This is a genomic window from uncultured Rossellomorea sp., from assembly GCF_947488365.1.
Classification (GTDB): Bacteria; Bacillota; Bacilli; order Bacillales; family Bacillaceae_B; genus Rossellomorea.
Genome location: NZ_CANKZT010000003.1, coordinates 316,064 through 328,341, shown reverse-complemented (window position 1 = coordinate 328,341; position 12,278 = coordinate 316,064). Strand labels below are relative to the sequence as shown.

Annotated in this window: 11 protein-coding genes; 2 read left to right on the top strand and 9 right to left on the bottom strand. The window is 44.1% G+C overall.

The window, feature by feature from the left end; all coding sequences use genetic code 11:
* Positions 1-137 precede the first annotated feature (137 nt).
* Positions 138-1,769 (bottom strand): ribosomal protection-like ABC-F family protein, encoded by a 1,632-nt coding sequence (gene abc-f / locus Q1B03_RS12815; protein ID WP_299741709.1) that lies wholly within the window; start codon positions 1,767-1,769, stop codon positions 138-140.
* Between the two features lie 413 nt (positions 1,770-2,182).
* On the opposite strand from abc-f, the gene Q1B03_RS12810 reads away from it, so the two are divergent.
* Positions 2,183-2,956, top strand: coding sequence for a TerC family protein (locus Q1B03_RS12810; protein WP_299741707.1), 774 nt, complete (start codon positions 2,183-2,185; stop codon positions 2,954-2,956).
* Between the two features lie 60 nt (positions 2,957-3,016).
* On the opposite strand, the gene rlmD is transcribed toward Q1B03_RS12810, so the two are convergent.
* The gene (rlmD, locus tag Q1B03_RS12805) at positions 3,017-4,414 is read right to left on the bottom strand and encodes a 23S rRNA (uracil(1939)-C(5))-methyltransferase RlmD (RefSeq protein WP_299741705.1); all 1,398 of its coding nucleotides are present in this window, start codon (positions 4,412-4,414) and stop codon (positions 3,017-3,019) included.
* Positions 4,415-4,429: 15 nt separating this feature from the next.
* The gene (locus Q1B03_RS12800; protein ID WP_299741703.1) at positions 4,430-5,299 is read right to left on the bottom strand and encodes a DNA-3-methyladenine glycosylase; all 870 of its coding nucleotides are present in this window, start codon (positions 5,297-5,299) and stop codon (positions 4,430-4,432) included.
* A gap of 151 nt (positions 5,300-5,450) precedes the next feature.
* Here Q1B03_RS12800 and Q1B03_RS12795 point away from each other — a divergent pair, with 151 nt between their 5' ends.
* Entirely contained in the window at positions 5,451-5,894 is a 444-nt protein-coding gene (locus tag Q1B03_RS12795) for a DUF4362 domain-containing protein (RefSeq protein WP_299741701.1), read from the top strand.
* Positions 5,895-5,969: 75 nt separating this feature from the next.
* Here Q1B03_RS12795 and Q1B03_RS12790 read toward each other — a convergent pair whose 3' ends face one another.
* From Q1B03_RS12790 to Q1B03_RS12765, 6 genes are all read right to left on the bottom strand, one after another.
* Positions 5,970-6,170 carry a hypothetical protein gene (locus tag Q1B03_RS12790; protein WP_299741699.1) on the bottom strand — a complete coding sequence of 67 codons (201 nt, stop codon included), beginning with the start codon at positions 6,168-6,170 and terminating at the stop codon, positions 5,970-5,972.
* A gap of 104 nt (positions 6,171-6,274) precedes the next feature.
* The gene (locus Q1B03_RS12785; RefSeq protein WP_299741697.1) at positions 6,275-7,702 is read right to left on the bottom strand and encodes a DUF1510 family protein; all 1,428 of its coding nucleotides are present in this window, start codon (positions 7,700-7,702) and stop codon (positions 6,275-6,277) included.
* A 60-nt stretch (positions 7,703-7,762) separates the two neighbouring features.
* Positions 7,763-9,157, bottom strand: coding sequence for a glycosyltransferase family 2 protein (locus Q1B03_RS12780; RefSeq protein ID WP_299741696.1), 1,395 nt, complete (start codon positions 9,155-9,157; stop codon positions 7,763-7,765).
* A 546-nt stretch (positions 9,158-9,703) separates the two neighbouring features.
* Positions 9,704-10,480 carry a delta-lactam-biosynthetic de-N-acetylase gene (gene pdaA / locus Q1B03_RS12775; protein ID WP_299741694.1) on the bottom strand — a complete coding sequence of 259 codons (777 nt, stop codon included), beginning with the start codon at positions 10,478-10,480 and terminating at the stop codon, positions 9,704-9,706.
* Between the two features lie 106 nt (positions 10,481-10,586).
* Complete coding sequence (locus Q1B03_RS12770) at positions 10,587-11,375, bottom strand: DUF2935 domain-containing protein (RefSeq protein WP_299741692.1); 789 nt, start codon at positions 11,373-11,375, stop codon at positions 10,587-10,589.
* Positions 11,376-11,639: 264 nt separating this feature from the next.
* Positions 11,640-12,209, bottom strand: coding sequence for a DUF4825 domain-containing protein (locus Q1B03_RS12765; protein WP_299741691.1), 570 nt, complete (start codon positions 12,207-12,209; stop codon positions 11,640-11,642).
* Positions 12,210-12,278: the final 69 nt, after the last annotated feature.

Below are 12,278 nucleotides of genomic sequence, written 5' to 3'. Positions count from 1 at the left end.
TTGTAAGTATATGTTAGTTTATCCCCAACTCAGGACTATTAGCAGCAATACCATCTACCAACAGGCAAAATTCAAGAAAACAACCGAACACCGATATAATGTCGTGTGCCCGGTATTATTTGTTCTCATAAAAATGATCACTTCAACCCATTGATCGCCTTCGTAAGCTCTAAGAATTTCTTATCCAATTCAGCATACCCTTTATCACCCGGCGTCATAAAACTGAGCCTCCCCAACACATCCTGTCTCTCCGTCTCCAGTTTCAGCCTCAATTCCCCCTGCTCATCCCGTTCTGGAGCAGGTTCATTCAGCCGTTTATGAATCCCTTCGTTCTCAATCACAAGTTTGGTACTCGTCGTCTTCTCTAGAAAATACCGGTCATGGGACACGACGATCAAAGTTCCACTGTACTTGGAGAGAGTATCCTCAAGCTGTTCACGCGATGCCAGATCAAGATGATTCGTCGGCTCATCCAGGATCAGCACATCTCTTTCTTCTAAAATATACTTCATCAATTTGCACTTTACACGCTCACCCATGCTCATATTCCTGATCGGTTCCCGCCAGTGGGTCGTCTGGAATCCCAAGTGCTTCATGAGCGTCTGGACTTTCCCTCTTTCCTCGAATGTTTCCTGGTGGAAAAGCTGCTCGGGCGTTTCGTCAAGAGGAAGGTCGAACACTTCCTGCGTCAGATAGCCGATTTGGGCAGATGGTGAAACCCATACTTCACCGTCAGCCTTCTCCTGCCCCAGGATCACCTTCAATAATGTCGTCTTCCCGCTGCCATTCGGTCCGGTGATCGAGACCTTTTCGCCATGCTGGATCGTAAAATTGGCGTTCCTGAATAGGATTCGTCCCTCGAAAGCTTTCGTCAGATCCTTCACTTCCAGGAACCGCTTTCCGGTCTTATATGTGGCCTTAAGGGAGAATCGCACCGTATGTTCTTCCTCAACCTCTTCCACCTTTGCCCTCTCAAGCTCTTTCTCAAGACGCTTTTGCTTCGATTTCACCTGACTGTCCGTCCGCTTTGCTTTTACACGGTAGTATTCTTTATATCCTTCCTGTTTCGTGGATTGAGCATGGGCTTTTTGTGACCAGGAATTGAGCTCGCTGATCTGACTTTCGATCCTTTCCACCATCTTCTGCTGCTTTTCATATTCACGCTGCTGGGACAGCCGTTTCTGTTTTCGTGCCTCCATGTAGCTCGAATAATTCCCTCTATGCTCAAGGAGCTTTCTGCCTTCAATCGACCATATCTTTGTTACGGCTTCATCCAGAAAATACCGGTCATGAGACACAAGAATGATCGTCCCTTTATATTCCTTGACCTGTTTTGTCAGGATCTCCATGCTTTCCTGATCCAGGTGATTCGTCGGTTCATCCAGCAGAAGGAGGTCTCTGTTTATCGCAAAGCCTTTTGCAAGCCTCGCCTTCAGCTTTTCACCGCCGCTCAAATGCTGAAAATCATTGTCGGGAACATGCCATTTTTCCAGTAACCTGGATTCGGAGGGGGTCGTGTCGTTGATGGAATAGGATTCCATTTCCTGTTCGACCATACCGATGTTCAAGTCATGCTGCAACCATTGGAGTGTGCCTTCGGAAGGTACTAAATCCCCGTTAATCAACTGCAGAAGTGTAGATTTACCCGCACCATTCTGCCCGATGATCCCGATGACATCCCCTTCCTGCACACTCGCTTTTACATCCTCAAAAATATTCTGATCCATGATTTCATAGCTTATATTCACTAATTTCATTAATTCTCTCATACGATCTTCCCCTCTCATCAAAGGGAGAATAAAAAAAATCCTCCCATTTCTTCTGGAAGGATTAGCCGTACCTGTCGCGCTCAAAGAAGCCACTTGAAATCAATGGCTCAGACGATGTAATAAAAATGGGCAGACTAATCCTATTTTGGTTGATTTGAAATATGAAATTTCAAACGTCGCGAAAATAAGATTAGTTCTTCATCGTCCACCCATCACTCCTGTCATAATTAGTAAATTAACTATACCATGAAGGGATGACGGAAGCAAAAGGAAATTGGATTCTGCTTCCGTCCTTCCATCACTAAAAACGAAAGTATCAGATGCAAATTAAGTGGGAAGCTAACCATGTGAACTTATTTTCAAAAGGTATGACCCGTATCGGGTTGCATATTCACTAGGAAGGAGTTTTACGCTTGGAATCAATCTGGTTAGAATACGGATGGACATTACTGATCCTTATTGGCCTTGAAGGCTTGTTATCAGCGGATAATGCCCTTGTCCTCGCCGTTATTGCAAAACACCTGCCGGACGACGAGAAGAAAAGGGCCATTAAATATGGGATTTTCCTCGCCTTTGCCTTCCGTTTTGGTGCCCTCTTTGCCATTTCGTTTATCGCAAACGTCTGGCAGATACAGGCCATAGGTGCAGCCTACCTTCTTTACCTGGGCTTAAAGCATGTCATCAAAGCACGTTTTGGAAAAGAAAACGAAAATATACGGGAAGACACAGAAGAAGAAGCTGCAGGGAAAGGCTTTTGGCCGACAGTCGGGAAAATCGCATTGGCGGACCTTGCCTTTGCCATTGATTCGATCCTAGCTGCTGTGGCCCTTGCCCTTGGGCTGCCTGATTCTCCTCTGGATAATTTCGGCGGAATGGACGGCGGGAAGTTCCTGATTGTCGTCCTTGGAGGAATTGCCGGGCTGATCTTAATCAAATATGCGGCAACCTGGTTTGTCCAGCTGCTTGAAAAGCGCCCAGCTTTAGAAACTACCGCTTATGCGATTGTCGCATGGGTCGGGGTGAAGCTTGCGGTCATTACCCTTGCACATGAAGATATCGGGGTGCTGGATCATGATTTCCCTCACAGTACTGGTTGGACACTCACTTTCTACGGTGTTCTTGTGGGGATCGCTTTGTTTGGGTGGTTTGCCCCTGGGAATAAACAATCACAGCATAGTAATGTTTGAGGAATAAATAATCAATAAGACAAGCCCTGCGAGAAAATCACAGGGCTTTGTCCGTTTTTATTATTTTAGTACCAGCTTCGCCACAACTTCCACATGGGCAGTCTGCGGAAACATATCAACAGGCTGCAAATACTCCACGCGATAGTGCTTCTTCAAATAATCAATATCCTTCGCAAGGGTGGAAGGGTTGCAGGATACATAAACGAATGTTTTCGGTTTTACTTCTTTTAGCGTATCAAGCAGCTTGTTATCGCAACCTGTTCTAGGAGGATCGACTACGACCACATCCGGACGCCAGCCTTCATTTTTCCATTGAGGCATGAGCGTTTCCGCACCCCCGACAAAGTACTCAGCGTGATCCACTCCGAATTTCTTGGCGTTTTTCTTCGCGTCATCGATTCCTTCCTTGATGACATCCATCCCACGGATTTCTTTCGCTCCATCTGCGAGCCAGAGACCGATTGTACCGACTCCACAGTACGCATCGACAACCTTCTCTTCCCCTGTGAGCCCCGCTGCTTTTTTCGCTTCGTTATACAGCTTGCTCGTCTGGATCGGGTTGAGCTGGAAAAATGCCCGGGCGGATAGCTCGTAGGTGAACTCTTCCAGGCGTTCTTCGATGCTTTCTTTACCTGATAGATGGATTGTTTCGTCTCCGAATACGAGTGCCGTCTTCTTAGGATTGATGTTTTGGGCGATTGAAACGACTTCCGGAAGACGTTTCTGAATTTCAGAAATCAGTAATTCCTTGCGTGGAATCTTCTTCTCTGCAGTGACGAGTACGACTTGGACTTCGCCTGTTTCAAAGCCGACACGGGTCACGATCGTTTTCAGGAACGGCTTCTTCTTTTTATCATCAAAGACAGGGATGTTAAAGTCGTTGATAATGCGCTTGATTTCAGTTGTGACTTTATTCGTCAGTGGGTGCTGAACGATACACTCATCGATGTCGATGAGCTTGTTGGAGTTCATGCTGTATAGCCCTGCGATGGCTTTCCCGTTTTGGGTTCCCACTTGGAATTGGCTTTTATTCCGGTAGTGCCAAGGGTTGTCCATCCCGATCGTCGAACGGATGTCCAGGTCTTCTAATTTGAGCTTCGTATGACGCTCAAGTGATTGAAGCAGGATATCCCGTTTGGCGTCGAGCTGTCCTTCATATGAGAGATGCTGAAGCTGACAGCCTCCACATTGCTCGTAGACCGGACATGGGGCTTTGGTGCGCTCTGGTGACTTCTTCCGGATCTTTTTGATGCGGGCCTCGGAGAATTTCGGGTGGACCTTGGTCACTTCGACGACCACTTCTTCTCCCGTCAGTGCTCCAGGTACGAAGACGATCTTTCGTTTAAAGAATCCGACTCCTTCACCATTGATGCCGATTTTTTTTATGGTCAGAGGGAACTGTTGTTTCAACTCGATTTTCACTTCATTGTGCTGCTTTTTTGCGTATTGCTTTTTCATTGGTTCACGTCCGTTCTATTCGATACTTCTCCATAAATACAAGGATGCATAGCTTAAATAAGGATGCCAGGATGCGCTGAATTGATCCAGCTCGTCCATGGTCGGTTTCTGATCCATTTGGAATAATTTCTTGATGGCATTTTGGATGCCGATATCCGCTTTCGGGAAGAGATTCGGCCGACCAAGTCCGAATAACAGAAAGCTTTGGGCTGTCCATGGGCCGATTCCGCGGATTTTAGTAAGTTCCTTGATGACTTCTTCGTCCGACTGCTCGGCTAATTTGTCCAGGTCCAGTTCTCCGCTTGCTACCTTCTGTCCGATGCCAATTGCATATTCCGCTTTCCGCTGACTGAATTGCAGCTCCCGCAGTTCTTCCACAGTAAGCCCGGCGACTGTTTCCGGTGATGGATAGAACCACACTCCGTCTTTTTGCCAGCCATATTTGGTGACGAAACGATGGGTCAGGGTGAACGCGAATTTCAGGTTCAGCTGCTGGTGGATGATGCTTTTGATGATTGTGGCGAACGGGTCGAACTCCAGGATGATGGGTGTGCCGATATGCTCTTCGAAGATCGGCTTAAGATCGGTTTGCAGGAAGTGCTCGTGCATTTTGTTAAGACCGGTGTGCCACTGGAAAATATCTGAGATTCGGTCCTGCTTTTGTTCAAGGAATTCTTCATGTTCAAAGGTGATGCTGAATTCAGGTTGATCCGTGGTGCCTGTCGCCTGAACCATGATGACCTCGCCTTTCCCATCCGGGAGATAATATGGAACCTTTACGCTTCGGTCTTCCTGATCCACTGCGTTCAATGGATCCAGCGACAGCCGCTCCAGTACCCGGTCGAAATCATACGGACCTTCAATCTTAACATTCCTACTTACCATCGTCCTCATCCTTCCGCACAAAACTTGTATGTGTATTATAGCATAACGGGAGTGTAACACTTCAACGTTGTCGTTCGTCTAATACATTAGAAGAGAGGGACGGACCTCTAAAAGTGGACGGACCTTATGGAATTTCTGAAAGGGTGATTGGATGAAGAGATTGATGATGGCTGGTTTGTTCCTTGTGCTGGTCGCTGGTTGTAATGAGCATGGAGATCAGGTCGAGGTTGGATTAGGTAAGCAAGTGGCGGATTATGAACCTGCTGAGACGGATATTGTAAATACACATGGTGATGTTCTAAATCTCGAGCAATTTGAGGAGTTTTACGGTAATGTGAAGAATGGCGTTGAGGATCGTGTCCGAATTGTCAGCTATACAGATGAAGGCGATCCAATCTTGCATGACCTTGAGTTTGATGGAATACTGATTCATTCAGTACGAGATTCTCGTCGGGATACATTTGGCAACGGTGAAATCATGGAAATGACATGTAAGAAGATCGAGCATGTCGAAGATGGAACAATGGCAAAGAATATGTATAACCTGGCCGATTGCAACAAGAATGATGCCGATGATAGCGTCCTTTGGTATTGATGGTTTGGAGGGACGGACCTTCCTTCTTGACTGAAAATCAGATCTGCTGCATGGGAAAGCGTGAGACCCTACCTACTATGAAGGATCTCCCCCTTTTTGCTCTCTCTTAAAAATAAGATTATGTTCCACCCTATTTAAACTGGCAAGAGCTTCCGTCTCAAGTTCTGTTATTCGCTCTTCGTACCTTTTCGTTTTCTTCCTAATGAATAGTAGCTGTCCCAAAATGATACCTGCCAATACGATAATGACTACTGTAAGTATGACTGTGTTTTCCATCAATAAGCCTCTCCTCTATATTCTTTTCATTCTATTAACCAAAAAAAGAGGGAAATGTCCCCCTTTTTCGGAATCCTTACTCTAGAGTGTTTCGTACAATGTTTTTACTGCTTTTGATCATTGACATGAAGCAATTCCACTTTGGTCGGTGTATACCCTGTCCCGTCCAGCCATGATACGTAGACCCGGTAGGTTTCTGTTTGAGCTTTATTCGTCACTGTAGCAGTGGCACTATCAGAACGATCGCTTTCCACCCACCATAGAATCATATCCTCTTTTGATAAGTCTGCTCCTCTTGAAATGGCAGTCGTCATCTCCCCCCAATCAAGGGAGCCTTCATCCAATGTCACTCTCGTATGGTTTTTCTGATTGGTTGGTACTGACTGCCAATCTTTCGTGATGACTTTATCAACGTTCGGTTCGTCGCTATTCTTGACGGTTATCCCGTCCGAAACTTTAATTTCTTTTTGTTTATCAGACTCTTCCTTGGCGTCATCACTGGGAGTATCTTCTTTCTCCCCGCCTGACCCTGTATCGTTTGGTTTAGGGGAAGTCGCTTTTTCTTCTTTGACATGATCAGTCTTATTGCCTGAACTGCTTGTTTTTCGATTCTCTTCTGGCAGTTTTGAATCACCTTCAAGTTCCAAGTGCTTTTTCAGCTGATCAGAAATGTCATGAAGCTTTTCCTTATCGGGTATGTAATAGTAGGTACCCTTCATGGTTTTGTCTTTACCATCGATTTTGTGCTCCTTGATGTTTTCCCGGGCTCCCTTATAATGAGATTGAATATTCCACATCTCGATCAAGGACATGTTTGTTTTGATATTTTTTTCAAGGACCTTGACGACTTCACCGAATTTCGTGATCGAGGATATATTCTCCCCTTTTTGCATCAGTTCTTCAATGACTTGGCGCTGACGTTTTTGACGGCCGAAGTCTCCTCGTGGGTCCTTCTTTCTCATTCGGGCATAAATCAATGCCTCTTTACCATCCAATCGAATCTTACCTTCGGGGAAGTGGACATGTTTGTCAGTGAACTCTAAATCATTGTTCACTTCCACCCCGTCAAACGCATCAATAATGCCCTCGAACCCCTCCATGTTTATTTGCAAGAAATAATCCACGGGAACATCGAGGAGATTTTCTACAGAGTGGATGGTCTCCTCTGGCCCTCCCACTTGATAGGCACTGTTGATTTTGTTCAGGCCGCCTTCTATATTGGCATACGTATCGCGGGGGATACTGACCATATGCATCGATTGGGAATCGGGATTGATCGTTAAGAGAACCATGGTATCGGCTCGGCCGCCCGCTTCACCCGGTCTCGTATCGACTCCCATCAACAGAATCGAGATGGGGTCCCCATCCTTCAAGTGGATCGTTTCCACATGTTTCTCGAATGATTCTTTCCTGTCGACCTCTTCGTCCATACCGGCTTCGATCGAGGTGACAAATTGGAATGTAAAGCTGATTACCCCCAGAATCAATACTGTCACAGAGGTTAAACTGAATAGCAGAAATTTTTTACCCATTATCTGTCCTCCACACTAAAGCCTGCTACAATGATGTCGGCTCAAAAATGCGCCTGTTGACTATGCGGCGGGTTTAGAGCCTTCCTGATGATAATTCCGTCCTGTCCGGGACACCTTGTTCCACTTTTTGTTGAAGAAATAGGAGATGCTTCCATACATGACAAAATACATCGTGACAAATCGGTAGATGAAAATATCAAACAAAATCGCAAAAAACAGACGGAAACGATCCTTCATAGAGAAGGTGAAACCGTACCGCTTCCCTTGGCGTATCGCCACCACGTCATACATGAAACCAAATAAGAATATCCAAAACAAATAAAAAAACAGATAATCCACATATGTATTTTGAGGGTCGTATATCATATTGAAGATCACGATTCCTGTCATAATATAAGAAGCAAGGGTACCGATCAGAAACGCTTCAAATATATAGAAGAAAGAAACGGTCTTTGTAAATAATGTTTTTCCAAAGAAGGCGCTGAAATGAATGATGCAGTCGATATAGGCTTTCTGCCAACGTAACCGCTGCTTGGTTAAGTCCCTCCATGTTTCCGGTAGTTCGGTGTACCCGACGGCATCGGATATAAACTTGATTCGTAAGTTTTTATGTTTCGCGATGAGTTTTTGGATACGGAGTGTGATGTCAATATCTTCTCCTATTGTCTTGCGATAGCCCCCGACATCGAGTAATGCTTGCTTCCTGAAAATCCCGAATGCCCCGGATATGACAGCTAAAGCTCTGAATCGTACAAGAGATAGTTTTGAAATATAAAATGCTTTAAGGAAATCCAGCACTTGAACCCTTAATAGCATGTTTGTATGCCTTAAAGACAGTCGGTTCGAAGGTTCATTTGTCTTTGCTTGCAAAACATGTACCATCCCGCCTGCAGCAACGACGTTCTTATCTTCGAACGCATCATTGACAGCCGATAATGCTTCTTCGGCCAAAATCGTATCAGCATCCAACGTAATGATGATGTCATGGCTCGCGTATTCAATGCCGGCATTCAAAGCGTCCGCTTTTCCCCCGTTCTCCTTATCAATCACGAAGAAATGTGGGTAAAGTTTCGATCGGTATACTCCTTCGACTTTTTCATATAACAGCTTTCCGATTGGATCTATGGAACATGATTTCAACTTAAGCCGTTCAAATAAATAATCCATTGTCCCATCCGTTGAACCATCATTAATATACACAACCTCCATTTGAGAATACGGCAATGATTTCATGCTCTCAATGGACGTGTCAATAATACCCGTTTCGTTATAACAGGGAATCAAAATGCTCATTCCCTTTTCATCTTCATGCCCATGTTCGATCATCCACTTTTTCAAAGCAGGGTTTCGCCTCGACCTTTCGTCAGGATCACGGAACAATGGTAGACAATGATATAGATGCAGCACCGGGAACGTCACACTTAAAAAGAAAAACACGATGATGACTATTTCCAAAAAAAACACTCCTCTTTGACCGAATATCCCTGATTTTCCATCAGACGACTATCGAAAAATGATAAAAAAAGTATGCCAACAATCACATACATGGACATTCTCACCCTTTTACAAAAAGAAAACGCCCTCCTAAAAAGGAGGACGAGTATTTATCATTATTAAAATGATAGCACACTTAGAGTGGAACCAATACAGTAGAAGGTTCTAAAAAAATACTCCGCATACCTAGTGCAAACTGTGTATATCAAGGTAACCTTTTCCTTTTCATCCACCCACAGTAGGCATTTCACATTACCTCATTCATTAGAATTGGAAACAAATATCTCATCAGGATATTTAATGAAGGTTGGGAGGCATTTTCTTTTACTGCTTTTCTGCCATTAAGTATGAATGTGAGTCTTCGTACTTACAATATACAAATGATAGGGTTTTCTTTATTTATAACAATTAGCGCTGTAAGGAAAATTGATCATGTCCTTTGTCTGAGCATCGAGGGACGGACCTCATTTCCTAGGACCAGGTCCTAGGAATGAAGGTCCGTCCCCCTTATTTTTTCATCATTGGATGTTCATCCAGGCTTTTGAAGGTGTAGCCCCTTTTCTTTAGGTCTTTTATGGCTTTTTCCATGGCGTCTGCGTTGTCTTTGGAGACGGAGTGCAGAAGGATGATTGCGCCTGGATGGGCTTGTGCCATGATATTGTCGTACGAGTATTGCCAGCCTCTTTGCTGATCGGTTTTCCAATCGATGAAGGCGACTGACCAAAAGACGTGGGTGTAGCCTTCTTCTTTCGCGATTTGAAGCGTACGTTCAGAGAATACGCCTCTTGGTGGACGCAAGTAGTTCATTTCTTTCTGACCTGTCAACTCTTTCGTTTTCACTTTTACTTTTTCCAACTCTTCACGGATTTTCTGATCGGAGCTTGCCGTGAAGTCCGGGTGATGCCAGGAATGGTTCCCAACGATGTGCCCTTCCTTTACCATGCGCTTGACCAGGTCTTCAGCGCTTAGTAAGTAGTGCCCTGTCACGAAGAAGGTGGCTGGCACTTTTTCCTGCTTCAACACATCAAGGATCTGACCTGTGTAGCCATTTTCATACCCATTATCAAAGGTCAGATACAGGACTTTTTTATCCGGTGATCCTTTGTAAAAAGCATCATATTTATCAAGCAGCTGATCATGCTGAGCCCCTGCTTCTGCAGGAGCTTCATTCTGACTCTTCTTAAATCCCCAGCCTATCGGGTTGTTTGAAACTGCATAGGCTTGTGCCGGGATGAGCAATACTAAGATTGACGCTATTATCAACACTTTTTGTGATTTCCGCAAGTTGAACCCTTCTTTCACATTCCGTTTCCCTTAGTTTTTGAGAACGGGAAGGATTCATGTGTACTAAAAGTATCCAATAATTTAAGCGGTTATCAAACTTCAACCTTTATTTCGTTTGCAAACTCGCTTCAAATAGATCGATGATTTCCAGGAATCGTTCTGCTTCTCTAAATGTGTGATCAGCCAATAGTGGATGGATATTACTTTTGATCCTGCATTCTTCAATTAATTCTCTTGCGGTTTTCTTGAAATCACGTAATGACTTAACTGAAACCTTATTCTGATTCAGAAATTGATTCAACATCGGCTTTGTTTCTGATTGTGGACGCATGGAGTCTAAATCAATCGCTTGAAAAACCAGTTGATCGAAATCCTGGCTGAATTCTCTTGCCTGTTCAACTAATTTCCGTTCGGAAGGATCCAATAGATGTCCGATAAACTTCGCGTGATCGGCCATGATTTTCAGAAAGAATACATTTTCCTGGATTATGGAATCCTGTTCTGGTACAAGTTTCCCCTCATTCAATTCCTGCAGACGCTTGGCAAAGAATGCTGCCTCTCTGCTAATATGATCCACTAACAAGGGATAATTATTAGAGCGAATTTCACATCGCAATGTCAAACCTAATATTTTCCGCTTATAGTTCCAAATCGCAGCTGCCGCTTGATAAACTTCGCTGTTAAATGCCTGGATTTGCCGTACATCCGTGTTGATAGAGTATTTATTCAGCTTCTCCTCGATTCTTTCGAAAACCACAATGAATTGTTGTGCTTCTTCAATTAATTGCTTCTGATCATACGTGAATCCCAAGCTCAAAAACAACGCATGCTCCTTCATAATTCTCGACCAGAATTGAATCTCATCTAAAGATCGGACCACGATCGGATTTGTCATATGTTCTTCCCCCTTCACTCTCACTCTTCCTCCTCATACTTATGTAGATGTATTTAAGATAATACTTTAAATATGTTGAATTCATATAGTTCATAAGTAAAAAAAAGATTCCTTCTATTAGTACAAAAGGAATCTTCGAGTGGGATGACAGTAGAATAAAGTTTAGATGATTATAACTTGCATACAATACAAAAGCTTGGGCAGGTCACCCTGATCTTTCATTTTTCGTCGAAGAGAGACATGTTTCGAGATAAGGTCCGTCCCTCACTCAAAAAATGTCTGATACTTCGTCGCCATTTCGGTTAGTTTCCCGTTATGTTCATCGATGAATTCAGACACGACTTTTTTATCCCAGATGGCCTCTCCTGTTGGGAATTGCTCAAATTCATCCTGGAGGTTCTTGACCATTTTGTCCCTTGAAACGGATACCATGGATTCGTCTATCTGGAAATGATATTCCCGGGCATTCGGAACGAGTAGGGTCATGTAGATGGCGTTGTAATATAAGTTCTTGCGGTCGGCATGATTACCGTCAAACCAAAACTCATCCACATCACTTTCAGAAAGGCCCCCTTCTTTATTGCCGTAGGTCACCTTCACCATTTCTCCTGAAAGATCGACTTCCTGAATGGTCTCTCCACCGGGCAATTCCTGAAGGATCGCACTGACCTTGGAGTTATCCCCGACATAGGTTCCACTGTTTTCTTTTAACGTATCAACGTTCACGTCTTCTATTGAAGTGATATTGGACTTTTCACTAGTGCTTGCACACCCTGTTAAGAACACCATCAAGGAAAGAAACAACATGCTCACTAATTTATTGAAAATCATCATAGCCCTCCAGCTCCTGTTTGTATGTAATACGAACGAACGCTCTTTAAAGTTTCAACCTGATTTTAACAT

Excerpts from the sequence above, each read along its gene's own strand:
- abc-f (WP_299741709.1), bottom strand. The coding sequence starts at position 1,769 with ATGAGAGAATTAATGAAATTAGTGAATATAAGCTATGAAATCATGGAT.
- rlmD (WP_299741705.1), bottom strand. The coding sequence starts at position 4,414 with ATGAAAAAGCAATACGCAAAAAAGCAGCACAATGAAGTGAAAATCGAG.
- Q1B03_RS12800 (WP_299741703.1), bottom strand. The coding sequence starts at position 5,299 with ATGGTAAGTAGGAATGTTAAGATTGAAGGTCCGTATGATTTCGACCGG.
- Q1B03_RS12795 (WP_299741701.1), top strand. The coding sequence starts at position 5,451 with ATGAAGAGATTGATGATGGCTGGTTTGTTCCTTGTGCTGGTCGCTGGT.
- Q1B03_RS12790 (WP_299741699.1), bottom strand. The coding sequence starts at position 6,170 with ATGGAAAACACAGTCATACTTACAGTAGTCATTATCGTATTGGCAGGT.
- Q1B03_RS12785 (WP_299741697.1), bottom strand. The coding sequence starts at position 7,702 with ATGGGTAAAAAATTTCTGCTATTCAGTTTAACCTCTGTGACAGTATTG.
- Q1B03_RS12770 (WP_299741692.1), bottom strand. The coding sequence starts at position 11,375 with ATGACAAATCCGATCGTGGTCCGATCTTTAGATGAGATTCAATTCTGG.
- Q1B03_RS12765 (WP_299741691.1), bottom strand. The coding sequence starts at position 12,209 with ATGATGATTTTCAATAAATTAGTGAGCATGTTGTTTCTTTCCTTGATG.